This window comes from Aquirufa sp. OSTEICH-129A (assembly GCF_054558355.1).
Map to the genome: position 1 here is coordinate 333,207 of NZ_JBPXKC010000001.1, position 26,666 is coordinate 359,872.

General features: G+C 36.6%; 22 protein-coding genes and 1 other RNA gene. 18 read left to right on the forward strand and 5 right to left on the reverse strand.

Features of this window, described 5'->3' with window-relative positions:
- Position 1 precedes the first annotated feature (1 nt).
- Genes SKC36_RS01485 through SKC36_RS01495 form a run of 3 tightly spaced genes read right to left on the reverse strand, consistent with a single transcriptional unit; the run spans position 2 to position 4,735 of the window.
- Positions 2–1,237 (reverse strand): type IX secretion system plug protein, encoded by a 1,236-nt coding sequence (locus SKC36_RS01485; RefSeq protein WP_459464157.1) that lies wholly within the window; start codon positions 1,235–1,237, stop codon positions 2–4.
- A 4-nt stretch (positions 1,238–1,241) separates the two neighbouring features.
- Positions 1,242–3,122, reverse strand: coding sequence for an ABC-F family ATP-binding cassette domain-containing protein (locus SKC36_RS01490; protein ID WP_459464159.1), 1,881 nt, complete (start codon positions 3,120–3,122; stop codon positions 1,242–1,244).
- A gap of 23 nt (positions 3,123–3,145) precedes the next feature.
- Entirely contained in the window at positions 3,146–4,735 is a 1,590-nt protein-coding gene (locus SKC36_RS01495) for an FMN-binding glutamate synthase family protein (RefSeq protein ID WP_459464161.1), read from the reverse strand.
- Between the two features lie 108 nt (positions 4,736–4,843).
- Here SKC36_RS01495 and SKC36_RS01500 point away from each other — a divergent pair, with 108 nt between their 5' ends.
- From SKC36_RS01500 to SKC36_RS01520, 5 genes are read left to right on the forward strand one after another with little or no spacing between them, the layout of a single operon-like run.
- Complete coding sequence (locus SKC36_RS01500; protein WP_459464163.1) at positions 4,844–5,923, forward strand: Ldh family oxidoreductase; 1,080 nt, start codon at positions 4,844–4,846, stop codon at positions 5,921–5,923.
- 1 nt (position 5,924) lies between these two features.
- Positions 5,925–6,959: an endolytic transglycosylase MltG gene (mltG, locus tag SKC36_RS01505; protein WP_459464165.1), complete on the forward strand. Its 1,035-nt coding sequence runs from the start codon at positions 5,925–5,927 to the stop codon at positions 6,957–6,959.
- A gap of 1 nt (position 6,960) precedes the next feature.
- Positions 6,961–7,365: an acyl-CoA thioesterase gene (locus tag SKC36_RS01510; RefSeq protein ID WP_459452774.1), complete on the forward strand. Its 405-nt coding sequence runs from the start codon at positions 6,961–6,963 to the stop codon at positions 7,363–7,365.
- A 1-nt stretch (position 7,366) separates the two neighbouring features.
- Positions 7,367–8,317 carry a YihY/virulence factor BrkB family protein gene (locus tag SKC36_RS01515; RefSeq protein ID WP_459464167.1) on the forward strand — a complete coding sequence of 317 codons (951 nt, stop codon included), beginning with the start codon at positions 7,367–7,369 and terminating at the stop codon, positions 8,315–8,317.
- Complete coding sequence (locus tag SKC36_RS01520; RefSeq protein ID WP_459464169.1) at positions 8,298–8,924, forward strand: L-threonylcarbamoyladenylate synthase; 627 nt, start codon at positions 8,298–8,300, stop codon at positions 8,922–8,924. The genes SKC36_RS01515 and SKC36_RS01520 overlap by 20 nt, the downstream gene beginning before the upstream one ends.
- Here SKC36_RS01520 and SKC36_RS01525 read toward each other — a convergent pair.
- Entirely contained in the window at positions 8,921–9,793 is an 873-nt protein-coding gene (locus SKC36_RS01525) for a lysophospholipid acyltransferase family protein (protein WP_459464172.1), read from the reverse strand. The genes SKC36_RS01520 and SKC36_RS01525 overlap by 4 nt on opposite strands.
- Positions 9,794–9,856: 63 nt before the next feature.
- Between SKC36_RS01525 and SKC36_RS01530 the strand changes: the two genes are divergently transcribed.
- The 11 genes from SKC36_RS01530 to SKC36_RS01580 all read left to right on the forward strand — a co-directional run bounded on the left by SKC36_RS01530 (position 9,857) and on the right by SKC36_RS01580 (position 21,128).
- Complete coding sequence (locus SKC36_RS01530; protein WP_459464174.1) at positions 9,857–10,468, forward strand: WbqC family protein; 612 nt, start codon at positions 9,857–9,859, stop codon at positions 10,466–10,468.
- 44 nt (positions 10,469–10,512) lie between these two features.
- Positions 10,513–13,062 (forward strand): ATP-dependent Clp protease ATP-binding subunit, encoded by a 2,550-nt coding sequence (locus SKC36_RS01535; protein ID WP_459464177.1) that lies wholly within the window; start codon positions 10,513–10,515, stop codon positions 13,060–13,062.
- Positions 13,063–13,075: 13 nt separating this feature from the next.
- Positions 13,076–13,822, forward strand: coding sequence for a 3-oxoacyl-[acyl-carrier-protein] reductase (fabG, locus tag SKC36_RS01540; protein ID WP_459452780.1), 747 nt, complete (start codon positions 13,076–13,078; stop codon positions 13,820–13,822).
- Complete coding sequence (locus SKC36_RS01545) at positions 13,822–15,633, forward strand: hypothetical protein (RefSeq protein ID WP_459464179.1); 1,812 nt, start codon at positions 13,822–13,824, stop codon at positions 15,631–15,633. Before fabG ends, SKC36_RS01545 begins: the two co-directional genes overlap by 1 nt.
- Positions 15,630–16,910, forward strand: coding sequence for a DUF4403 family protein (locus tag SKC36_RS01550; protein WP_459464181.1), 1,281 nt, complete (start codon positions 15,630–15,632; stop codon positions 16,908–16,910). Before SKC36_RS01545 ends, SKC36_RS01550 begins: the two co-directional genes overlap by 4 nt.
- A gap of 20 nt (positions 16,911–16,930) precedes the next feature.
- An RNA gene (gene rnpB, locus SKC36_RS01555) (RNase P RNA component class A) lies at positions 16,931–17,287 on the forward strand.
- Positions 17,288–17,380: 93 nt separating this feature from the next.
- Complete coding sequence (locus SKC36_RS01560) at positions 17,381–18,037, forward strand: 30S ribosomal protein S16 (RefSeq protein ID WP_459464183.1); 657 nt, start codon at positions 17,381–17,383, stop codon at positions 18,035–18,037.
- A 65-nt stretch (positions 18,038–18,102) separates the two neighbouring features.
- Positions 18,103–18,636: a ribosome maturation factor RimM gene (gene rimM, locus SKC36_RS01565; protein WP_459452784.1), complete on the forward strand. Its 534-nt coding sequence runs from the start codon at positions 18,103–18,105 to the stop codon at positions 18,634–18,636.
- Positions 18,626–19,300: a tRNA (guanosine(37)-N1)-methyltransferase TrmD gene (gene trmD, locus SKC36_RS01570; RefSeq protein ID WP_459464734.1), complete on the forward strand. Its 675-nt coding sequence runs from the start codon at positions 18,626–18,628 to the stop codon at positions 19,298–19,300. The genes rimM and trmD overlap by 11 nt, the downstream gene beginning before the upstream one ends.
- A 2-nt stretch (positions 19,301–19,302) precedes the next feature.
- The gene (locus tag SKC36_RS01575) at positions 19,303–20,226 is read left to right on the forward strand and encodes an EamA family transporter (protein ID WP_459464185.1); all 924 of its coding nucleotides are present in this window, start codon (positions 19,303–19,305) and stop codon (positions 20,224–20,226) included.
- Positions 20,223–21,128: an alpha/beta hydrolase gene (locus SKC36_RS01580; protein ID WP_459452786.1), complete on the forward strand. Its 906-nt coding sequence runs from the start codon at positions 20,223–20,225 to the stop codon at positions 21,126–21,128. The genes SKC36_RS01575 and SKC36_RS01580 overlap by 4 nt, the downstream gene beginning before the upstream one ends.
- Here SKC36_RS01580 and SKC36_RS01585 read toward each other — a convergent pair.
- Positions 21,113–22,522 (reverse strand): APC family permease, encoded by a 1,410-nt coding sequence (locus SKC36_RS01585; RefSeq protein ID WP_459452787.1) that lies wholly within the window; start codon positions 22,520–22,522, stop codon positions 21,113–21,115. The two genes, SKC36_RS01580 and SKC36_RS01585, sit on opposite strands and share 16 nt — an antisense overlap.
- A 266-nt stretch (positions 22,523–22,788) precedes the next feature.
- Here SKC36_RS01585 and SKC36_RS01590 point away from each other — a divergent pair, with 266 nt between their 5' ends.
- Both SKC36_RS01590 and SKC36_RS01595 read left to right on the forward strand, forming a co-directional pair.
- Positions 22,789–23,358, forward strand: coding sequence for an RNA polymerase sigma factor (locus tag SKC36_RS01590; RefSeq protein ID WP_459464187.1), 570 nt, complete (start codon positions 22,789–22,791; stop codon positions 23,356–23,358).
- Between the two features lie 313 nt (positions 23,359–23,671).
- Complete coding sequence (locus SKC36_RS01595) at positions 23,672–26,662, forward strand: SusC/RagA family TonB-linked outer membrane protein (RefSeq protein ID WP_459452789.1); 2,991 nt, start codon at positions 23,672–23,674, stop codon at positions 26,660–26,662.
- Positions 26,663–26,666 lie beyond the last annotated feature (4 nt).

Genomic DNA, 26,666 nt, shown 5'->3' on the forward strand with positions numbered 1-26,666 from the left:
TTTAAGGGTATATCAATTTATTATACCCCAATAACGAATCATGGCGGTCGCCAGGTTTTCTAAAATATACTAATACCTCATAGGTATTTTCAGTTTGTGAGTAATTTCCTTCCAACGTATTATTTGGTAGATTACTTACAAACTGATAATTATAAATGCCCTGTTTCAGTCGGATTTTTTTGGTATACATTTGCTTAGCTGCATCGTATTCCATTAGATTTTCTGAGTTTTTTTCAAATTGGTTGAAAGCGCCTACTACATATATTTTCTCATTAGGCAATTCTTCCATCTTTAATTGGAATTGACACCAGATATAATCCGAAGCCACACTGGCATTGCCATTTTCATAATGGTCTATTACGTAAGATCCATCAAAATCTGGCCGCTGAACATAAGAATAATTTCCTTGTGGTACTTCCACCATGGTGCTAATTTCGGTAAAGGCATCAGATTGACGAATACTCTCCACAAAAGTCATTTTTTGTTGGGTACTAGACAAATTGATTAATCGGAATTCATTACCTCCTGGAATTACATTTTCATTATCGTAGAATGGAAATGTGATTTTTCTTTCTTGCCCATTGATTTGGGCTCTCGGTATTTTATTTAACCAATTTTCTGACTGGTAATTTTTCCTAAGGATTATCCCTAATCCCTCATCAGAATTCAGCATTAATTGATTAGGGTAAATCAATGTTAAATCGATGGATTGGTGTGTATTTCGTAAGTTATTGGGTCTAGCAAAGGATATTTTGGCCGCCACGGTCATATTATTTTCATAAACCGAAAATCTTTTCGTAAAAACGGTATCACGTTTATTTCTTTGCGCATATACCATAGCGATGAAATTACCACTAATTTTTACTTGGGGTAATTGTATCTGATAATGCAAATATGGTATTTTCGTTCCGAAGGAGTTTCTTGGTGATCGAATAGGTACATCATTGAAGTCCTGTAAATATTCAATTTCCGATAGGGAAGAAGGCTTCCAATCAGCTTGGCAATGGATTATACGAAGATGATAAGTTAAGTTTTTCATAGCCAGATCATCAAAGGATAATTGAAAATTACCTTGATTGGAAATGTCCATCACGGGATTATCCGTAATGATGGTTTTTTCCTCTGATCTACTTAAAATAATGGTTTGAATTTCGCTTTTGAATTTCTTATTCTTAATCTGTCCTAATATGGTCCAGTTTATAAGAAAAAAAAACAAGGTCAAACCGAAATGTTTCATAGAATTAAGCGATTAGGGTTTCCCATTCGTTCATGACCTGACTTAATTCTTCTGAAACTAATTTTAATTTTTCTTCCCAGGTCTTCATTTCTTGGAATTGGTTACTTTGGGCTAAATCAGACATCTTAGTTTCTATTTCACCCTTTTTGTTTTCCAAATCCATGATTTTCGCCTCCAGTTTTTCAATTTGTTTGGCATTGTTTACTACTGGAGCAAGGGGGATACTGGTTTTTTCAATTTCTGGTTTCGGTTTTTCAATTACTTTTTTATTACCACTTGGTAATTCTGATTTTCTTGTTTCTTGCCAAGTTTCGTATTCTTCAAAAGTCCCTGGGTATTCTTTGATTTCGTAATCCTCTAAATACCAGATTTTATTAGCTATTTGTGATACAAAGAAACGGTCGTGTGAAACTACCACATAGCTTCCTTCATATTGCTGCAAGGCTTGAATTAAAATATTCACAGACTGCATGTCTAAGTGGTTGGTAGGCTCATCCAACAACAAGAAATTAGCCTGCGAAATTAGTACTTTGGCCAAGGCTACACGCGATTTCTCTCCTCCAGACAAGACCTTGATTTTCTTAAATACTTCTTCACCCGAGAACAAAAAGCATCCTAAAATACTTCTTAATTCCATTTCAGTTTTGGCTGTACCAGTTGACTTTAATTCCTCTAAAAGTGTATTCTCAACTTGTAAGCTTTCCAGTTGATGTTGGGCAAAGAAAGATTCAATGACATTATGACCTAATCTTCTTTCACCTTCAATTTTCTCGGTTCCTGAGATTATCCTCAATAAGGTGGATTTTCCCTTTCCATTGGCCCCAATCAAGGCAATTTTATCTCCTCTATTAATAGTTGCAGAGGTATTTTTCAAAATGATTTTCTCCCCATATGCTTTGGAGATTTGCTCCAAGAAGAGAATGAATCGACCAGGTTGAGTACCAAAATTAAATTTGAAATTTACCTTGGCTTTTTCATCAATAACATCGTCAATGATGTCAATTTTATCTAATGCTTTTACTCGCGACTGTACCTGTCTAGCTTTAGAAGCCTTGGCTTTGAAGCGCTCAATAAATCTCTCTGTTTGTCTAATTTGGGCTTGCTGGTTTTCATAAGCACCTTTCTGTACTTCATTCCTTAAGGCTTTTTCTTCCATATAGAAAGAATAATTTCCAGGATAAAGTGTGATTTTGGCATTTGAAACCTCAGCTATATGATCAATGGTTCGGTCTAAAAAATAGCGATCGTGAGAAACGACTACAATAGAACCTTCATAATCATGAATGTATTTTTCTACCCATTCAATAGAAGGTAAGTCCAAGTGGTTAGTTGGCTCATCGAGTAATAATAGAGCAGGTTTTTGTAAAAGTAATTTGGCCAACATCACACGCATCCTCCAGCCTCCAGAAAATAATCGCAAAGGTCTAGATAAATCCTCTGTACTAAATCCTAGACCCTCTAGAATCTCCTCTGTTTTTGCCTGAATGGTGTACCCATCTAAACGCTCAAATTCTTCTTGCAAATGGGCCAAAACATCAACATCCTTATCTTCATAATTAGTTTCCATCTTGTGCAAGACAGCATCTATTTTATGTTGAAGTTCTAATTGCTTTTCAAAAGCCTGCATGGCTACTTCCAAGATGCTATCATCCGTTTGGTAGGATAATAAATCTTGGTTTAAAAAACCGATTGTACATTCTCCCGATTTGGAAATATTACCTCCGTCAGGTGAATATTCGCCGGAAATAAGGCGAAGAAGGGTGGATTTACCTGTACCATTAGCCCCGATGAGGCCAATCTTGGTCTTAGGTTTGATATGTAAATTGGCATTCTCATATAATGCCCGACTACCGAAATAGAAACTTAAATTGGATATGGATAACATAGTGCAAAGATAACCAAACCTTTCTAAACCTGAGCGGCAAATGTCAATCGTTTTCTTGCACCTTCACCTCCTAAATGTGAACAAGCCAATAAATCTTGTAAACTTCCATAATTAACGGGGTCTTTATGATACCCTAATGACTTAGAAAGGGCGATGGTACGGTTATTATCACCCATAGAAAATTCGATGTCATCCATGGTGATTTGGCAAGGATGTTCGTAACCACAGGCATGGGTAATTTCAGCTATTTCTTTGATTAATGTATAATGATATAAATAATAGCGCTCACTTTTTAGGCTTACGTCTATTCCTGCTTGCAGCCATTTGTTTGATGTGGCAATGCCCGTAGGACAATGATTAGTATGGCATTTTTGGGCTTGAATGCACCCAATGGACATCATTGCTTCACGGGCAATGTTAATGGAATCTGCACCCATAGCAAAAGCCATTAGCGCTTTTTCAGGGAAGCCCAGCTTTCCTGAAGCAATGAAAAAGATATGTTCAGTTAATCCTTGTCGTTGAAAAATTTGGTAAACCTTTGCAAATGCGAATGTAAAGGGCATAGACACGTGATCGGCAAAGGCGTGGGGTGCCGCTCCTGTTCCTCCTTCACCACCATCTATGGTGATGAAATCAGGTCCTTTGCCCGTTTTTTTCATGTATAAGGCTAATTCCTCCCATTGTTCCAATTTTCCAATGGCAGATTTTATGCCAACGGGTAAGCCGGTAGCCTCTGCCATTCTTTCTATAAAATCCACCATTTCAGGGACATTCGTGAATTCTGAATGAAAGGCAGGAGAGAAGGCATCCTTCCCAATAGGTATGTGTCGGATTTCAGCAATCTCTTTATTTACTTTGGCAGCAGGTAGCATACCACCTTTTCCAGGTTTTGCTCCTTGAGAAAGTTTCAATTCAATTGCCCTTAATCGTGGATTTGATTGGACTTTTTCTATTAATTTCTCCATGGAAAATTTGCCATCTAAATCCCGCACTCCAAAATAGGCTGTACCAATGTTTAAGACAATATCTGCCCCCATTTGATGGTAAGGGGACAATGAACCTTCCCCTGTATTATGAAAACATCCAGCTAAATAGGCACCTTTATTAAGAGATTCCACTGCTTTGGCAGATAAAGATCCATAGCTCATTCCTGAAATATTAACCACCGAATATGGTCTAAATGGTCTTTTTCTTTCATGGTAAGCCCCAATGATTTTGGCTGCAGGTAATACGCCTGGATTTGCTCTAAATGGATGATCTTTGGGAGGGTTGAAACCCATCATGGCATTTTTAATAAAAATATATCCAGGGGAATTGAAGTCTTGATCGCTTCCAAAGCCTTGTAGATTATTTTCATTCTTAGAAGAGGCATAGATCCAAGAACGTTCCTGACGATTAAATGGAAGCTCTTCTCGGTTGTTAGCCACTATGTATTGCCTAATTTCAGGTCCAATTTGTTCAATCCAATAACGTATGTGACCAATGACTGGGAAGTTGTGGGTAATGGTATGGCTTTTTTGAATAAATACATCTCGTATGACTACTGCCACCAATATTATCACGAGCCAAAACCAAAATGAAGAAATCAATTCGAGGAGATAATTAGTTTGCATATTTGATGATTATAATTCGGTGAAACGAATATAGCAAAGAACGTTGGCTTGCCCTCAAAAGTTTTATTCCCACATAATATTTTTATCTTTGTGTTTTGTTTTTAGACTATGCAAGCAGATTTTAACCGTTTACAAAATTTTGTGGCTTCGGTTTTTGAATCCATCGGAACCCCTGAAATTCAGGCCCAATTAGCTGCGGAGGTTTTAGTTGCTGCGGATGCTAGGGGAATTGATTCTCATGGTGTTGCTAGGTTGGCAGGATATGTGCGTTTATTTGATCATGGACGCTTAAACCCCAATCCAAAAATTAAAATTGTGCATGAATCTCCTTCCACCGCGGTGATTGATGGAGATAAAGGTCTTGGTTTGGTAGTAGCACCGCATGCCATGGAAATCGCTTGTGAAAAAGCAGAAAAAGCAGGAACAGGTTGGATAGCTGTGCGTAATTCAAATCACTTTGGAATTGCTGGTTACCATGCTATGAAGGCATTAAATTATCAAATGATTGGTTGGGCCATGACCCATGCTGCTCCTTTGGTGACGCCAACATTCTCTAGAGAAAAATTATTAGGTACCAATCCTGTAGCTATGGCTATTCCAGCCTTAACTGAACCAGCTTTTGTGGCTGATTTTGCTTCTACAGCGGTGGCTTATGGAAAATTAGAAATATTACAAAGAAAAGGATTACAAACTCCTGATGGTTGGGTGCAAGACGCTGATGGCAATCCAAGTAATGACGCATTTGCCATTAAAAATGGTGGGGCATTACTTCCCTTAGGTGGAGATAGGGAGCATGGCTCTCATAAAGGTTATGCTTTAGGTGCCATGGTGGATATTTTATCTGGTGTTTTGTCTGGAGCAAATTTTGGCCCTTGGGTTCCACCTTTTGCTACGGCAGGTTTTATGTCTGCTGGGGAATCAGTAGGAATAGGCACTGGCCATTTTTTGGGAGCTATGCGTATTGATGCCTTCCGTCCTGCCAATGAGTTTATGCTGGATATGGATAAATGGATTCAACGTTTTCGTTCTGCTCAAGCTGTAGAAGGGAAAAATGTGATTATTCCAGGAGATCCTGAAAGAGAATTAGAAATTGAAAGAAAAGCCAATGGTATACCATTATTGGAACCAGTAGTGGCTGATTTACAAGCCCTTGCCAATCGATTTAACGTAGCTTTTAATATTGCCTAAGATGATAGATAACAAGAAATTTAAGATTTTTATTTTGGTGTTTTCTCTGTTAGCGGCCATGTTTTCCTATTACGTTTGGCAAGTGTTTAAAACACCCAATTTTGATGTTAAAGCTGGAAAACCTTTTGTATTATTAATTCCCCAAGGTGCCAATTATCAAACGGTTTTGGATACTTTAAATAAACATCAGTTAGTGCGCGATCAATTAAGCTTTCGTTTTTTAGCTAAAGTTTTATCATATCCTGAGAGAGTAAAGCCAGGTCGTTATTTGATTTATTCTGAGTCGGGTAATTTTGAGATAATTAGGAAATTACGAAACGGTCGACAAGATGCCATTCGTTTGGTTATCAATACTTTTCGTCTAAAAGAAGATTTAGCTGGTAAATTGGCTAAACAATTACCATTTGATTCTACCTTCATTTTTAAGCAATTGGATTCTAATGAATATGTGAGTCAGTTTGGTTTCAATAAAGAAACCATCCCTTGTATGTTTATTCCCAATACTTATGAAATTCTTTGGACATCTTCATTTGAGTCGTTTATGAATAAAATGAATAAAGAATATAAAAAGTTTTGGACAGCAGATCGAATTTCAAAAGCTCAAAAATTAGCTTTAAGCCCAATTGAGGCTGGAATTTTAGCTTCCATTGTAGAAGGTGAAAGCAAAAAATCAGATGAGCAGTCCAGAATAGCAGGGGTTTATTGGAATCGATTGAAAACGGGTATGCCTTTGCAAGCAGATCCAACCATTGTATTTGCTTGGAAAGATTTTTCCATCAAACGTGTTACGGGAAAGTATACGGCAATAAGTTCTCCGTATAACACTTACCGCCTGACAGGATTGCCTCCTGGCCCAATCTCTATTCCCTCACCTCAAGTGATTGATAAGGTATTAAGCTTGGAAAAACATTCCTATTTGTATTTTTGTGCCAAAGAAGATTTCTCTGGATATCATTCATTTGCAGCAACTTACGAAGAGCATATGCAAAATGCGAAAAGGTATCAAAATGCCTTAGATGCCTTGAAAATAAAATAATATGTATAGCCACGCCGTAACTTATCGAGTTTGTTATGCCGATACAGATCAAATGGGATATGTTTACTATGGTAACTACGCTCGATTGTTTGAAATAGCGCGTGTAGAGACATTGCGTAGTTTAGGTGTGAGTTATAAAGATTTAGAAGACCAACAAATTGGCTTACCAGTGTATGAAAATTATTCTAAATTTTTAGCTCCAGCATACTATGATGAGTTATTGACCATTGAATGCACATTAATATCATTACCCCAAGTTAGGATTCAATTTTCTTATCGCATTTTAAATTCCAAACAGGAATTAATTCATGAGGGCAAAACAACGCTGGTTTTCATGGATATGGTACGACAAAAAATGGTAAAAGCACCTGATTATTTATTAGATGTGCTGAAGCCATATTTTTAATATGAAAAAGAGCATACTCCGTGAACTTAAAATTATTTGGAAAGAATTGGAGGAGCATTATGTCTTGGCCAGAATTCTAAGTATTCTATATCAGAAAATATTTCAATTTGATATCGATGTGCGTGCTGCGGCAGTAGCTTATAATTTTACATTGGCTTTTTTTCCAACCATCATTTTTCTTTTTTCATTATTGGCCTATTTACCTATTGAGCATTTAGATGTCAAGATGATAGGTTTTTTAAAAGGATCAATACCCAAAAGTATGTTAAAGGATTTGTCTGAATTAATCGTTGAATTAGTCAGCAATAAAAGGGGAGGAGTCCTGTCTTTTGGTTTTATTTTAGCAATATATGCCTCTACAAGCGGAATTATGGCATTAATTCGATCCTTTAATTTAACCTATAAAACCAATGAAAATCGAGGTTATATTAAAGAAAGAGTCATTGCCGTGGCACTAAACTTCCTGTTAACTTTTGTATTAATAACAGCCTTCTTAGTGTTTATTGTGGGTAACTTAATTGTCCATAGTCTGGCAAATAAAGGTTTAATCAACTATGACTTTACTTTTTATTTCATTAAAATCCTGACCTATTTTGTCATATTTTCAGTCTTTTTTCTCACCATTTCCATCATTTATTTTTATGCTCCAGCCATTCATAAAAGATGGAAATTTTTCAATGCCGGGTCTATTACCGCTTCGATTTTAACCATCAGTATTACCAATATTTTTTCTTATTATTTAGTCAATTTTGCCAGTTATAATAAGGTTTATGGGTCTATTGGTTCTTTGATTGCTTTGATGGTATGGCTATATTTTTTCGCTTTGATTTTATTAGTGGGATTTGAAATAAATGCCAGTATTGATCAAGTGAAAATTGAAGATAATGAGCAGGAGCCGAATGATTTCTTTTATCCACCTTCTCGACTAAAAAATGGAAGCTCAATTAGTTAAAATTTACGAGAAGAATAATTCGCAAGCATTGATTGAACAAGTCGTGCAAGTGTTGAATAAAAATGGCGTAATCATTTACCCAACCGATACCATGTATGCTTTAGGTTGTTCGATTCAATCAGCTCAAGCTATAGCTCGGATTTGTGAAATCAAGCAAATTAAACCCAACAAAAATCGTTTTTCCTTTATTTGTGCTGATCTAAGTTCCATAGCCAATTTTGCCAAAGTAAGTGATTTTGCCTTTAAAATATTGAAAAGGTATTTACCTGGACCTTACACCTTTGTTTTACCAGCGAGTGCTAAAGTACCTGCTGTGTTGGTTCAGGGTAAAAAAACGGTTGGTATTCGTATTCCTAATTACTTACCCATCTTGGAGATTGTAAAGGCTTTAGGACATCCCATATTGACCACCACACTACCACAAGAAGGATTGGATATTGAAGATTATACAGATCCAAGTCTGATTTTTGATGCGTATAAAAATAAGGTCGATTTGGTTTTAGATGGAGATTTTGGAGGATTAATTGCCTCAAGTGTGATAGACCTCCACGAAGATGAAATAGAAGTGATTCGAGAAGGGGCAGGGGATTGCTCAGATTTCCATTAATTCCATTTGATGGATATATGCTCAGGTTTTTGATGTTTCCATCGGCGGTGTGACCAAAGATATTGGTCTGGGTATTTTACAATGGATTTCTCCAATCTTCTAGCAAATCTTTCTAAAATTTCACCATAGGGCAAATTATTAAAACCAGGCTCTGCCAATAATTCATAGGTCATTGAATAATAACCTCTTTTTTCACGGATCAATTCAGCAAAAATCACGGGATATTGATATTCCCTTGCAAAACGCTCCATCCCTGTAAAAAAGGCTGTGTCTTGATTTAAAAAAGTAGTCCAGTATGCTGATTCGGGCTTTTGGGGTGCTTGGTCAGCAGCTAAACAAATAGTACGAGGAATCATTTTTCTATCTCTTGTTAGAATTACGGACTCCCGTTTCTCCATCAAAACAATATTGCCAAACCTTTGACGAACTTCCTTACTAAATTCATTAAAAGTTGGATTATTTAGCTTTTGGTATACAACATCATTTACCACATTGGTTAATGCCAAACGGTGAATGGCCCATTCCCAATTTCCTTGATGCCCTGCGACTAATATGACGGGTATTCCTTTATCGATATAGCTCTGAACTAAATCATGATTATTTAATTCAACACGTTCTAAAACTTGCTTTTTGGATAGCGAAACGCCTTTGAAAAATTCCAATAGGTTATCGCTTAAATAGCCATAAAATTGGAAGGCAATTTTCTTAATTTCCTTTTCTGATTTTTCAGGAAAAGATTTACTCAAATTTCCGATAATGACCTTTTTTCGATAAGAAATTAGCGCATAAAAGACCCATTTTAATGCATCGGCTAAACCGTAAAGTATAAATAAGGGTAATTGCCCTAGTAACCTAAAGAAAAACATCATTTGATTTCAGAACTTATTGGCTATATTCTATTAATTTTGCAAATATCCGATTAATTTTTGGGAATGCGTATTGAGATCCACTATTTACCCAGCATAGAATACTTATCATTACTTCTTTCCCAAGAGCAAGTCCAATTCGAAGTCCACGAACATTTTCAAAAACAAACGTATCGCAATAGAGCCTTGATTTTAGGTGCTAATGGAATTGAGACATTAACGGTTCCCGTACAACACCTTCATGCTGGTAAGTTGTTAATGAAGGAGGTTAAGATTGATTATGGACAAAATTGGGTTAGAATTCATCAAGGTGCAATTCAAGCAGCTTATGGGAAAGCCCCTTATTTTGAATATTTTGAGCCCTATATCCGTTCTATTTTTGAAAAGAAATTAAATTTTTTAGTAGATTTAAATATCGAATACATCGAATTGTTTGCTAAGATTCTGGGTAAAAAAATGAATTTTTCTTTAACAAAATCGTTTGAAATAGAAGATAAAGATGTATTTTGGAATTGTATAAAAGCCAAACAAGATTGGCGAGAAAGAAAGCTTTACAACGAAATAGTATATCCACAGTGTTTCGGAAATACATTTCAACCAAACTTATCCGTGTTGGATTTGTTAATGAACCAAGGCAGAGATGCTAATTTGATTTTAAATCAATTGAACAAAAAATGAACAAATAGAACGGTGTTCTTGTTCTCGGCATAAAAATAAATTATATGGAGGCTAAGTTTTCAAATAAAGTGAAAGAAGTGATTTCTCTAGCAAGAGAAGAGGCCTTACGTTTAGGACATGATTACATTGGGACAGAGCACCTAATGCTAGGAATGATTCGTGATGGGGAAGGTCCAGGGATTGATTTACTGTTGAAGTCAGGAGTGTCCTTAGATCAGTTAAGGCAGAGTATTGAACATTCCACGGCTTCGACCAGTCGTTCTTCCTTCGATAAACAAAATATGTTGAATATCCCTTTAACCAAGCAAGCGGAAAAGGTATTACGTCTTACGTATTTAGAAGCGAAGTATTTCAAAACCAATTTAGTAGGAACGGATCATTTGTTGATGGCAATTTTGCGCGACGAAGATAATGTAGCCACACAAATTTTGGAGAAGTACCAGGTTTACTATGATTTAATCAAAGAAATGGTAGAGTTTCAAAATGGAGCTGGTCAAGAAAATTCACCTAAAGCAAGTTCCGATACGGATGACAATGATGATGATAGTCGTTTGTATTCTTCTGGTTCAAGTGGTTCCTCTGGTTCTGGTTCAGCATCATCAAGTACAAAAAGTACTGAAAAAAGCAAAACACCAGTTTTAGATAATTTTGGTCGGGATTTAACCAAAATTGCTGAGAATGGAAAGTTAGATCCTATTGTCGGACGTGAAAAAGAAATTGAGCGTGTGGCCCAAATTTTATCTCGTAGAAAGAAAAATAATCCCATCTTAATTGGTGAACCAGGGGTAGGTAAAACTGCCATTGCGGAAGGATTAGCTTTGCGAATTATTCAGAAAAAAGTTTCTCGGGTATTATTTGGTAAGCGTGTAGTAACGCTTGATTTAGCCTCTTTAGTGGCAGGAACTAAATACCGTGGGCAGTTTGAAGAGCGTATGAAAGCTGTCATGAATGAGTTGGAGAAGTCTACAGATGTCATTTTATTCATTGACGAGTTGCATACGATTGTGGGTGCAGGTGGTGCCTCAGGGTCATTGGATGCATCCAATATGTTTAAGCCAGCTTTGGCTCGGGGTGATATTCAAGTTATTGGGGCCACAACCTTAGATGAATACCGTCAATACATTGAAAAGGATGGTGCACTTGCTCGTCGTTTCCAAACAGTGATGGTAGATGCAACTACAGTAGATGAAACCATTGAAATTTTACATAACATTAAGGATAAGTATGAAGAACATCACCATGTGATTTATACGCCAGAATCCATTGTTTCTGCTGTTAAATTATCTGATCGATATGTATCAGATCGTTTCTTGCCAGATAAGGCAATTGACGTGATGGATGAGGTAGGTGCGCGAGTACATATTTCTAACATTAATGTACCAGCCGATATTGTAGCCTTAGAATCCCAAATTGAGATTGTCAAGAAGGAGAAAAATCAGGTGGTTAAGTCTCAAAAGTATGAAGAAGCAGCTCAATTGCGTGATCGCGAGAAGAAATTAATCGATCAATTGGAGCAAGCCAAAAACATTTGGGAGGAAGAATCTAAGAAACAAAAGTTCACAGTAACTGAAGAACATGTAGCTGAGGTTATTGCTCAGATGACAGGTATTCCTGTGAATCGTGTGGCGGCTAAAGAGGGTGAGAAGCTGTTGTTGATGGAGCAAGAAATGTCTAAACATGTAATTGGACAAGGTGATGCCATTAAGAAATTGGTGAAAGCCATTCAACGTACGCGTGTGGGTTTAAAAGATCCTAAAAAACCAATTGGATCCTTCATTTTCTTGGGGCCTACGGGAGTAGGAAAAACGGAAATGGCGAAGGTTTTGGCTTCTTATTTATTTGACAAAGAAGATGCCTTAGTGCGTATTGACATGAGTGAATACATGGAGAAATTTAGTGTTTCTCGTTTAGTGGGAGCGCCTCCGGGCTATGTGGGATATGAAGAGGGTGGTCAATTGACTGAAAAAATACGTAGAAAGCCTTATTCAGTTGTGCTATTGGATGAAATTGAAAAAGCACATCCAGATGTTTTCAACTTGTTATTGCAGGTATTAGACGACGGTATTTTAACAGATGGTTTGGGTAGAAGAGTTGATTTCAGAAATACCATCATCATCATGACATCCAATATTGGTGCTCGCGATTTGAAAGATTTTGGCTCAGGAATTGGTTTTTCAACTAAATCTAGAATGGATAACATTGAGGAACATGCGAAATCAACGATTCAAAATGCCCTAAAGAAAGCTTTTGCACCTGAGTTTATCAATCGTCTAGACGATATTATCGTATTCAATTCTCTTGAAAGAGCCGATTTGCATCAAATTATTGATTTGATGTTAATTAAATTGAAAACTCGTTTGAGCAATTTGGGATATACGGTAACTTTGACCGACAAAGCCAAAGATTTCATTGCTGATAAAGGATATGATCCTCAATACGGGGCTAGACCTTTGAACCGGGCAATTCAAAAATACTTGGAGGATCCGCTTGCCGAAGAGATTTTAAAAGGCCCATTGGCAGAAAATGAGATCATAGAGGCTGATTTTGAAGAGGGTGCAACGGAAATTGTATTAACAAGAAAAACCAATATTTAGAATAAATTATTATATGAAATTAGTTGAAAACAAGGTTGTACTAGTTACTGGAGCATCAAGAGGTATTGGTCGTGCCATTGCTACCTCATTTGCTAAATCTGGTGCTAATGTAGCCTTTACTTATTTATCCTCAGTAGAAAAAGGAGAGGCGCTTGAAAAAGAATTAGCCGCATTTGGAATTCGTGCCAAAGGGTATCGTTCTGATGCTTCGCAGTATGCTGAATCTGAGGAATTAGTAAATTCTGTATTAGAAGATTTTGGTTCCATTGATGTATTAATAAACAATGCAGGTATTACGCGTGATGGTTTGTTGATGCGCATGAGTGAAGAACAGTGGGATGAGGTAATTCGGGTAAATCTTAAATCTGTTTTCAATTTGACAAAAGCCGTCATTAAACCCATGATGAAGGCTAAGTCAGGATCTATTATTAATTTAACATCTATTGTTGGTATAAAAGGTAATGCCGGTCAAGCAAATTATTCAGCCTCTAAAGCTGGTATTATTGGTTTTACCAAGTCAGTAGCTTTGGAATTAGGTTCTAGAAATATTCGTTGTAATGCCATCGCACCTGGTTTTATAGAAACTGAAATGACAGGTGAATTAAATGAAGCAACGGTAGAAGAATGGACTAAATTTATCCCATTAAAACGAGGTGGTCAAGCAGAGGAAGTTGCCAATGTATGTTTATTCTTAGGTTCGGAGCTATCTTCCTATGTGACGGGTCAAGTATTGCAAGTTGATGGGGGCCTTTTAACCTAATGCATCCAATTCTCTTGAATTTATGGCTAAGCTCAGTTCCCCTTTGGGTGGGATTGAGCTTAGCTTTTTTATTGGGTATATGGTATTATTGGTTTCAAAATAGAAAAAATGAAAAAACTGGTTTAATCGTTTTTCAATCCATTTTACGAGGTCTTTTTTTGGTTGGAACCATGTTATGTTTTATTCCTTGGAAGCTTACCATAGAAGAATCTACATTGCTTCCCAATAAAACACTTTTGCTTGTAGACGATTCCAAATCCATGGATCAAGCCAATTTTACTAGTTTTATCAAGCAAGTTGAAGAGGATATTGAATTAATTAATCCAAAGGATAGTGAATTGAAATTGATTAACTTGAGTCAGTCATCTAGTGCTAGTCAAATTAAGCCTAATGGTCAAAACTCCTCTTGGGCTAAGGTGCAGGATTTGATTAGAAAAGATTCTAAAGGATACCAAGTAAAAGATGTTTTTTTTATCACGGATGGTCAATTGAGGGATTTAGAAACTTCTCTGCATCGTGGGGTTTCCATGTACCTAATTCCATTTGGTCAAATCATTACCCAACAAAAAATAGGTTTCAGTGTACCTAATAAAACGCTTTATTCCGTGGTGGGAGAGAAGATTCATGTGCCTATCTCCGTTTGGTCTAATTTAAAAATGGGGGATAGATCACCAGCCATTCAGGTATTTGTAGATTCAAAATTGTATCAAAATATCAAAGCTACCGGAGGGAGCTGGGAGGAATTTCAAGAAGTTGATTTAGTCTTATCTAATTCAACAATTGGTAAACATACGATTCGAATAAAAGTAGAAAATGATGATTCTCTGGACCAAAGTTTTACTTGGATTGTACAAGATTATCGTGCTAAAGTGGAAGCTTTTGCCCTAGCTCCGAATCCAAATTTGGGCGTCATAAATCGAATAGCTCATGAGGCTAAAATTAATTTACATTGGAATTTTAATTCAACTATATCCAATTTACCTAAGGCTGACAATTATGTATTTTATGGTATTTTACCCAAAGAAATTCCTCAAGATAAGTCAGTTTGGTACTTAAATATTCCTAAGGAGCTGAACAAGAATTTGCCACCTATGGAAGATTATACCAAAATGGGTTTATATTTTCCAAGTTCTTGGCAAAAGCATTCAGCTATAAGAACGAGTTTTTCAAGTGCTATTGTGGATTTATGGAAAGAGCAGATGGCAGAGGTTAAAAATTTGGGTTCTTATGCTGTACTAGATTCTACTTTATTGGAATTATTTAAAATGAGTTTTTTGCGTAAGGCAGATGATTTAGTTTCCTTGGACCTCGACAAATCTCAAATTACCTTAGGCGAAGAATTAGGATTTGAAATACGCCAATTAAATCCTGAGCAAAATGAAGGTTTAAAATACCCTGTTCAATTTAAGCTATCCAATGGGAAATCTAGTGTTCAGTTTCAACGAACTTTATCTCAAATTCATCAAGTGTTTCCATATTCACCCGATAAGCCAGGAAAGTATCAATATCAGGTCAAAATAACGTATCAGGGTAAAGAAATAGATTTTTCTGGTGAATTTAATGTGATTAAGGTAGATGGAGAGTCTGTAATTGGTCGGAATAATGCCAATTTTCAAATGTTATCTCACAGGGAAGGAATTAAATTGATAGAATCATCTGAAATAAAAAAGTTAACATTGGGTAATAAAGTTTTGGCTGGGGAAGTTAGCTTAAAAGAAATTAATTTATGGGAATGGCCCTATTTTGGTTTATTGATGGTGGTACTTATTAGTGTCGAATGGATTATTCGGAAAAGATTAAATCAAATATGAGGTATTTTTTAATTGTAGGATTATTGTTTTTAGGCTTTTCATGTCGTAGAGAAGTGCTTTTACCCTCCAAGCCTGCTGTTTATAAAGATAAATTTGATCCAATTAAACCTGCATTTACTCAGGTTGATTTTGAATTTTCTTATGATACATTGCAAAAATGGATGAAATGGCAAGCAGGTAAAACTTTACTCCAATCAAGCACTGATGCGACATTGGTGGGATTTCCTCTACAGATTAATTTATTAGGAACTCCTAAAATTCAAGGAAATAATGATAGAACCCTTTTCCTTAAGTTGCCGATAGGCTTTATCGCTGAGCCAAGTTTGGCAGGTTTTTCAGCTGGTAAAGTAAATGGTCAAATGGATTTGTCAGTACAAGCTGATGTAGTTACTAAACCCTTGTCTTCACTTGCTCTCCAGCAAATTCAATATTCCTATCAATGGAAGGAAAAACCCAGTTTACGTGTGGCAGGTTTTGGTGTTAATGTAGCATCCGTCATTGATCGTTTATTAGCTAGTAAACAAGAACAACTGACTAACCAAATAACTAAACAAATTAACCAATCACTACAAACGGCTAATTTAGAGAAAATGTTAAATACAGCCATTCATAGTATGCCTGTAGCTGATTTTGTTTTGCATCCTTCTGTTAGTCAAATAGCTTTGGATAAATGGGTATTGGGTAATCAAAGTATTCGTGGGTCAGCATGGGTGAATTCTTCTTTGGTTTTTACGAATGTATTTGACAGTCGGGTACTTCAAAAGAATTCAATTAAATTGATTTCTCAGGTACCAAGCGTACCAGAATCTGCGGCCCCTTTTTCTGTACAATTAAGCTGGGAATATTTACGGGCATTGGTTGAAAGTCAATGGAGAAAAGGCATGAAGCAAACAGATTTTACCTTGACCCTGCAAACGAACGATACACGATGGATTCATTGTACTATTTTAGGCTATAAAGGTAAAGCTAGTTCATTTAGTTTCGATTTTATACCTGTTTTAGTGGAAGGAAATAAATTGAGTATTCGATTGGTTTCCAAAGATTTACAAGGTTTGAGTTTCCCTTCTAATATGTTCAAAAAACAAGTTCTTAAGCGTTTAGAAAGAAATTTAAATCAATTTAATATTGATCCAATGTTATTTATTGATCGTTCTCAATGGATGAAAAATGGAATGGAGAATGCTACCATGCAAATTCGTTTGGATAGTTTACAATGGAATCAAGCGGTATTGAATGTGATGGGGGAAATCCAAGGTAAATGGTTGATTAGGAAATAAGTACTACCTTTGTCACAGAGAAAATAAATCGTCTTATCGCTTTTTTAAAGAGGAAAGTCCGAACAACAAAGAGCATCGTGCTTCCTAACAGGAAGGAAGATTTTAATAGTCTTACAGATAGTGCCACAGAAAATAACCGCCTTTCGAGGTAAGGGTGAAAAGGCGAGGTAAGAGCTCACCGCTATTTTGGTGACAAAATAGGCATAGGTAAACCTCACGAGTTGCAAGATCAAATAGGCTGGCTGTCGAAAGACAAAAGGGTTGCTCGTCCGATGTCAGCGGGTAGATTGCTAGAGGTGAATAGTGATATTCATCCAAGATAAATGATAAGAAGGCTTTACAGCTTACAGAATTCGGCTTATAGATTTATTTTCTCTTTTTCTTTTGCTTGGAATTTCTCTCCAAAATCATTAATTTCGCAAACATTTTTATAAACTCGAGGGACGAGATCCCTCATAACCCAACACATAATGGCTGTTAAAATCAGACTAGCGCGTCGTGGACGCAAGAAATTGGCAATTTTTGACTTAGTTGTAGCAGATGCACGTGCACCTCGCGACGGTCGTTTTATTGAAAAAATTGGTACGTATAACCCAAATTCAAATCCTGCTACTATCGTCTTGAACGATGCACAAGCACTTAAATGGGTGATGAATGGAGCTCAACCAACGGATACAGCGAAAGCGATTTTGTCTTACCGTGGTATTTTATACAAAAAACACTTACAAGTAGGAGTGATCAAAGGTGCTATCACTCAAGAGCAAGCAGACGCTAAGTTTGAAGCTTGGAAAGCTGAGAAAGAGACTAAGATTCAAACTAAGTCAACTAACATCCAAGATTCTAAAGATAAGTCAAAAGCTACTCGTTTAGCAGCTGAAGCTAAGGTTTCTGCGGCTCGTGCTGAAGTTATTGCAGCTAAAAACAAAGTAGAAGAAGAGGCATTGGTGGCAAGTGTAGTTGAAGCAATCAATGAAACAGATGATGATGCTTCTGAAGAAGTAGAAGAAACAGTTGTAGCTGAAGTAGCTGCTGAAGAAGCACCAGCCACAGAAGAGGCTCCTGCTGCGGAAGAAACACCAGCAACAGAAGAGGCTGCTCCAGAAGCAGAAGCTCCTGCAGCTGAATAATTTTTAAATTCATTTAAAATCATACAAATTTGATATTCAGATTTGTATGATTTTTTTTTGTACCTATGGCAGCAACAGAATATTTTGAATTAGGAACTTTATCTAAACCTCATGGAATTAAAGGTGCATTTCATGTGTATTTAGATGTTGATGATCCAGAAGAATACGAGGATTTAGATGCTGTGTTTTTACAGCTAGGAAATGAAATGGTACCATATTTTATTACTGATTTACAGGTAAGATCTAATCTTAATCTAATGACACTTGAGGGCATAGATAGTTTAGATGCTGCCAAGGAATTAGTAGGAACCAAATTGTTTTTACCAGTTTCCATGCTTCCCAAACTCAAGGATAATCAATTTTATTACCATGAAATTGTAGGATATCAAGTGGTGGATAAAAATCATGGTGCCTTAGGAACAGTCAAAGAAGTTTATTCAACTGGGGCGCAAGATGTTTTGGTTATGAATTACCAGACTAAAGAAGTATTAATTCCGCTAATGGACGAAATTATCCCCCAAGTGGATAAAAAGAATAAAGTGATTCACAGTATTTTACCTGATGGCCTTTTAGAAGTTTATTTAGATGATGCGAATTGATATTATTTCTGTCGTTCCGGCCTTGATGCAAAGTTTCTTTGAACATTCTATATGTAAAAGAGCCAGTCAAGCAGGATTAGTATCCATTCATTTACACGATTTGCACGACTATTCTTCTAAAAAATTTAGGCAGGTAGATGATTATCCCTTTGGTGGAGGGGCAGGTATGGTTATCGCTGTTGAGCCATTATCTAATTGTTTAGATCAATTAATGGCAGAAAGAACCTATCAAGACATTATTTTTTTAACTCCTGATGGCGAAAAATTTCAACAAGGAATTGCGAATCAATTAAGCATGTCGGAAAATATATTGCTCATTTGTGGGCATTATAAAGGAATAGATGAAAGGATTCGGGAGAAATATGTTACTCGCGAAATATCCATTGGAGATTATGTTTTGTCAGGAGGAGAAATAGCTGCAGCTGTTTGTGCTGATGCCATCATTCGTCTAATTCCAGGCGCTATTGGTGATGAAAGTTCTGCATTAACTGATTCATTTCAAGATGGTTTATTGGCACCGCCAGTTTATACCCGTCCCGCAAGTTTCAAAGGCATGGATGTTCCAGAGGTATTGCTTTCTGGCCATGAGAAAAAAATAGAAGCTTGGCGTCATGAACAATCGATTAAACGAACACAAGAGCGTAGACCCGATTTATTACAATAGTCATGGAGAAAAAAAATGACATGAGTTTACCTAGCATTATTGCATTAGGTGTACTTTATCTTATTTGGGGCTCTACCTTTCTTAGTGTTCGAATTTTGATTGATTATTTTCCCCCATTATTTATTTCATATGGAAGGAATTTTACCGCAGGGTTTCTGCTGTTTTTGTGGTCAATTCTAGGTAAGCATTGGGTAAAAATGCCCATAAAGCACCTAAAAGTACACATCATGGCTGGTATTTTATTTATTACCATCAACAATGCTTCTTTAGCCATTGCTAGTGCCATCGTTCCTTCTGGATTTTCAGCTGTATTTATGGCGCTAGGTCCATTGCTATTAGTGATATTCTTTTGGATGGAGGGGGTAAAGCCGAGTGTAAAAAAAATCATGGCTACTTTATTAGGACTGATTGGAATAGTCATCATGAGTTCACAAAAAGGTTTGTCCATACCAGGCAAATCTGATCAGTTTTTTACAGGAATAGCCTTGTTAATTGGCGCTGCATTTGCTTGGAATATAGCCGTTTTTCGTGTTCAATCCACCAAGGCAAATAGTTATCATTTCACTCAAGTTTGTGCCATACAGATGATTACCGGTAGTGTATTATTGATGATTATCAGTACTCTAAAAGGTGATTTAGCTTTGTTGCACCTAGCAGTTGTTCCCTTTAAGGCTTGGGCAGTTTTTTTATATTTAACCTTAATAGGCTCATTAGCTGGTTTTTCCATATTTGGATATTTATCCAAAGAATGTGATGCTGCTGTGGTAGCCACTTTTACTTATGTAAATCCAGTGGTGGCCTTAATTTTAGGTAATATAGTCTTAGGGGAGGAGTTACATCCTATTTTATTATTTGCTAGTTTTTTCATACTATTGGCAGTTGTTTTAATTACCACAGATAAAACTAAACCTGTTATTAAGTCATGAAAAAACTTTTATTAAGCCTTTTTTCCATCGTAAATCTATCTTTTTGTCTAATGGCTCAAAGTCCCCAAGCATTATATTCGGGAGTAATTCCCAATTACATTGATGGTCCAAACGAGCAAAATGTAGCTGTTACGAATGGTATTTCAAGAATTGCCAAAGTAACTATTCCAAGTTATCAATTTTATTCAGCAGGTCCAGGTGCGAACAAACCCTGTGTGATTGTTTGTCCAGGTGGAGGTTATGGCATTTTGGCTTCGTCTCATGAGGGTTCCGACATTGCAAAGAAATTTAATGAAAGAGGGATTCATGCCCTTGTATTGTTTTATCGTTTACCTGATGCCAAAAGACAGGTTGATAAAAGAATTGCCCCTTTACAGGATGCGCAACAAGCTATTCGTATAACGCGGCAACATGCTTCTGACTGGGGAATTGATCCTAAAAAGATTGGAATCATGGGTTTTTCTGCTGGAGGGCATTTAGCTTCTAGCGCGGCTACTCATTTTAGCAAGGATTATACAGGAATCAACGATGGCGCCAATCTTCGTCCAGACTTTCAAATTTTATTGTACCCTGTGATTAGTTTTAGATCTTTTGGACACCAAGGTTCTGCTAAAAATTTGATAGGTCCAGAGATGACAGCTGAAGATTTGCATTTGTTTTCTAACGAAGAACAAGTTAGCCCACAAACACCTCCTGCTTTTTTAGTTCATGCTGCGGATGACAAAGCCGTTCCTGTTAAGAATTCCTTAATATACGTTGAGAAATTAAGCGACCTTAATATCACAGCTGATTTACATGTATATGCCAAAGGAGGTCATGGTTTTGGTTTAAATAACAAAACCACCACCGACGATTGGTTCGAAAGCTTAATGAAATGGTTTAAATCTCAATCCTTACTTTGATTTCTTTTCATTAAATAATAAAAAGGCACTCCAGATACAACAAGACCTAATCCAATGGTTGAAGAGAGTGTTTTGACATATAATAAATTGGCTGCAATGGCTACTAGGATTATTAGGTAAACCGCAAATAATATTTTGTTGGTATTGCTTAATAATCCTTTTGATATCTTTTCCTTGTATAGCGACATGACAGTAAGGAAATAGAACAGCAAAATAGCAAATACCGTAAAGTCCAACAAAGTGCCATAACCACCTGAAAAGCACAGGAGAATGGCCCAAATTCCTTGAATGATTAGCGAATAGGATGGAGCACCATTTTTATTTAAATGAGCGGCTTTTGAAAAGAATAATTTATCTAGAGCCATCGCCTCAAATAGCCTGCCTCCAGCTAAAATGATCCCATTGTTGCATCCAAAGGTTGATATCATAATAAATATGGCCATCAAGGTAGCTCCAATGGTACCAAAAACACTTTGTAAAGCTGCTGAACCAAGTCTGTCCTGGCTTGCAAACATAATACCACGCTCATAGGCTGTTGCCCCAGATGGATTACCTTCCAAAGGTAAAATACCTAAATAAGCAATATTGGTCAGTATGTACAGTAAACAGACTAGTGCAGAACCATATACCAATCCTTTGGCTATGGTTTTTTTAGGATCTTCAAAATCTTGGCTGGCGAAAGTAACATTATTCCAGGCAGAAGAGGAAAATAATGGACCAATCATGGCAACTCCAAATAAGCTAGCTAGAGTTAGTGGTTCAATCGACAAAAATTGCTGTGAGCGTTCATCATAGGTTTTGACCTCTCTGAAAAAATCCGTAAAATGAATCCAATCGTTTTGTATGCCAACATAGAATCCTATTAGGATTAATACAATGATGGCACCAATTTTAGTGAATGTGAATAGATTTTGAATGAAGGAGGCAAAAGATATCCCTTTTAAATTAAAATAGGTCAAAAGAGCAATTAAAGCTGCCGCTAAAATTTGTTGACTGTTGATGTAATTGAATAAAAGAGCATTTTCATTGATGATACTTGGGAACAGAAACCCGGTATATTTGGCAAAGGCCACTGCTACAGCTGCTATCGTTCCGGTCTGTATGACAAGGAATGTGGTCCATCCAAATAAAAATCCTGTCATGGGAGAATAAGCTTCTTTCAAATAGATATACTGGCCGCCGGTTTGAGGAAACAAGGTAGATAACTTTCCATAAGCATAAGCACCAGTGATGGTGAGAAAACTGGTTAATAACCAGGTGCTTATCCACATATAAGGGCTGGAAATTTGCCTTGCTACCTCAGAACTTACTAAGAATATACCCGATCCAATCATGGAACCCATGACCAGCATGGAGGCATCTAGGGTGTTTAATTTTTTAATTTGTTGATTCATTTTATTTGGAAAACTTAAAAATAGTCAATTTTTAGTTTTTGGTATTTTTTTTGGGAGAAATATTAATTAGTACATTTTTTGCTCCGCTTTATCCCTTTTTTTTAATAGACAAAAATTGTAAACGTTTACGTAAACGTTTACGGAAAAAAATTAAAGATTTTCATTGAATTATTATAAATCCTATGTCTATATTAGTTTCACTTGATGGTGATATTCAGGTGAAAATTAACTTACTACTTGTAATAGTTCAATTAATCAGACTACCAATGAAACAAAGCATTAATGAGGTGGAAGTATGGGATCAATTCAGAAATGGAGACCACCAAGCCTTTACTTGTCTTTATCAGTATTTTGTACAACCCTTGTATTCCTATTCCATGGGTATAACTAGCGACAAAGAATTAATCAAGGATTGTTTGCATGATTTATTTGTTGAACTATGGCGTAATCATGCCAGTCTTGGTCCGACAACCAGTGTTAAATTTTATTTGATGGCTTCTATTAAACGTAAATTAGTACGTCATTTAGATGGGCAATTAAAAAATGCCCAGCATCACGCTAATTATTATTTAGAATCAGCCGATCGTGATTTTAGTCAAGAGTACCAGATGATTCGAATGGAAGATGAATTATCGACTAATAAACAATTGTCGCAATGCATGCTAAAATTAAGTAAGCGCCAAAGAGAAGCCATATCTTTGAAATTCTATCATAATATGGATACCGAACAAATCAGTCAATCCATGAAAATTAATCCACAATCTGTGTACAATTTAATCTTTGGAGCTCTTCGTCAGATGAAAGAGTTCATGGTTTACGAAAATGTAGCATTTTAAATTAAAATGAGTAAAAAGGTTAAGACAATTACTTTATGTAGTAATTGTACAAAAAAACCTTTAAATGTTACACCACAATGAATTAAAGAAAAACTACTTTAAGCGATTAATGCGAGCCCGCATTAACAAATTTTTGTTAAGATTCTCTGCTGTAAACTGGAACCAACACAGAAAATCTCAAAACCCTAAGGTCCAGCTTACTCCTGATGAGAGCAAGGCATTATGGAGTAGGATTCAAAACACTTTGCATTCTTATTAACTTATTATTTTGGAACAAATGAGAAAAAAATTACTTTCAAAATTCCTATTAAGCATGGTATTTGTTTTTTTAGGAATTCAGTTGTTTGCTCAGGATCGATCTATTAGCGGAAAAATTACTTCTGCTGAAGATGGTATGGGAATTCCTGGAGTTACCGTTTTAGTTAAAGGAACCAAAACAGGTACTTCTTCAGATGCTAATGGAAATTTTAAAATTTCAGCATCTTCTTCGGCTGTGTTAGTTATTTCATCGGTGGGTTATTTACCACAGGAGGTTCCTGTAGGTTCTAAGACCCAAATTGATGTTAAACTTGCTGCTGATAACACTAGTTTAAGTGAGGTAGTAGTAGTAGGTTATGGTACTCAGAAAAAGAGTCAAATGACGGGAGCTATTTCTTCTGTGGGGGCTAAGGAAATTTCTGAACTTCCTGTGACGAATGCTAGACAAGCTTTACAAGGTAGAGCAGCTGGTGTGGACGTAGTGCAACCTGGATCTAAACCAGGTGCTGGACCACAAATTCGTATTCGTGGACGTAGATCTTTTAACGCATCCAATGACCCATTATACGTAGTAGATGGTATTCCATTATCTGGAGGTATTGATGATATTAACCCTTCAGATATTACATCCATGGAGGTATTAAAGGATGCTTCTGCAACGGCTATTTATGGTTCTAGAGGTGCCAATGGTGTCGTTATTATCTCTACTAAACGTGGTAAAGCTGGTAAAACAGTAGTATCCGTAGATTCTTATTATGGTGTAAACCAAGAATTAGGAACTATTCAAGTTATGAATGGTGCTGAATTTGCAGAATATAAGCGTGAATCTCGTCGTGCCGTAGGTCAATATCCTTTAGGGGCTGCCACTGCAGCTGATGATGCAAAAATATTTGAGCCTAGAGAGTTAACAAGTATTGCTACTGGTAGAAGTACTGATTATGTAGGTGGTATGTTACGTGCTGGAGCTATCCAAAGCCACCAAGTATCTGTTTCTGGTGGATCAGAAAAAACTACCTTTAATATTTCTGCTAACTACTTCAATGATATTGGTGTAGTTAAAATGCAAGATTTTACTCGTTATACATTCCGAGTGAACTTAGATCACCAAATCAATGATAAAATTAAAATTGGTTTATCTACTTTGGTGGTAAATAGTCTTCGTAACGGAGAGAACTTAAATATTCTTGGTGGAGCGATGCAAGAGAATCCACTAGGAGAGCCTTATGATGCTAACGGTAATTTAGTATTCTTACCTACCAATGACGGTTTAAGAACCAATCCATTTTCTGAGATTGTTCCTGGAGCAAATATTGATGAAAATAAGCGTTTCAGAACTTTCAACAGCCTTTATGGAGAATGGAACATTGCGAAAGGTTTAAAATACCGTGTAAACTTTGGACCAGACTTAACCATCGGACGTGCGGGTCGTTTTATTGGCGCTTTTACTAACAATAACCGTGGTGGTAATGCAACGGCAAGTATAAGTGAACAATTCTTGTTTAACTGGACATTAGAAAACGTGATTACGTATAACCGCAAATTCAAAGATGTTCATAACTTGAATTTTACGGGTTTACAGTCTATCCAACGTGATCGTGATGAGCGTACATCCATTTCAGTAAATGGTGTTCCAGCTGAATCTGAATCATACCACCGTCTTGGTGATGCAAGCCAGATTACAGGTGCTAATACAGACTTAATTGAATGGACTTTACTTTCATACATGGGTCGTTTGAACTATGACTACAAAGAAAAGTATTTGATTACTGCTACTTTACGTGCTGACGGTTCATCTCGTTTCGGAGCGAATACAAAATTCGGTCTTTTCCCTTCAGTGGCTGTTGGTTGGAATATGTCAGAAGAGCCATTTATCAAAGATATTACTGCTATAGATCAGTTGAAACTTCGTGCTAGTTGGGGAGCTATTGGTAACCAAGCTATTACTCCATACCAAACGCAAGCTTTATTAGGAAGAACAGCTTATGCTTGGGATAATGCAGCTGCTTACGGATATCGTCCAAATACCATTGGTAACCCAGATTTACGTTGGGAAACTTCTACTACTAAAAACGTAGGTTTAGATTTTAGTTTCTTACGTGGAAGAATCTCTGGTACAGCTGAATACTATGTGACAAATACTACTAACTTGTTGGCACCACAGCCACTACCTACTTCCATTGGTTTTGGTGGTTTTACCACTAACGTAGGAGAAACTCAAAATACAGGTCTTGAGTTAACTTTATCAACTGTCAATGTAGATAAAGGTGATTTTCAATGGACTTCGGATTTAATCTTCAACAGAAATAGAGAAGCCATTATTGAGTTAGCCAATGGTAAAGTAGATGATGTGGGAGCTGGTCGTTTTATTGGTCAACCATTAAGTGTTTTCTTTGATTACAAGAAGATTGGTATTTGGCAAACATCTGAAAAAGACGAAGCTGCTAAATATGGTGATAAAGTGGGTCAGATTAAGGTTCAGGACTTCAACAACGACGGTAAAATTAATGCAGATGATCGTCAGATTTTGGGTTCTGCTGTTCCATCCTTTACAGCTGGTTTAACTAACCGTTTCTCTTATAAGGGATTTGATTTATCATTCTTTGTATTTGCTCGTGTTGGTCAAATGATTCGTAGTCGTTTTCATGACAACGTAAACCAATTAGCGGGTCGTTACAACAACTTATCATTGAACTATTGGACGCCTAACAATCCAACCAATGAATTCCCTCAACCTGTAGTAACTCAAGAATTCCCTAAATACGGAAGTGCTTTAACTTACTTTGAAGGTTCATTTTTTAAGATTAGAAATATTAACATTGGTTATAATATTCCTGATAAGGTTGCTAAAAGATGGAAAATGGAAAGTGTTAGAGTATATGCAAGTATCCAGCAGCCTTTAATTTTGGCAGAGTATCGTCAAAAGTATAAAGGTATTGATCCAGAAACATTCGTAGATGGTGAGCAAGGTGTTGGTGGTGGTGAGGTTAATACCAACGTATCACCTGCTACAAGCATACTTACTTTTGGTGTAAATCTTAAATTTTAATAAT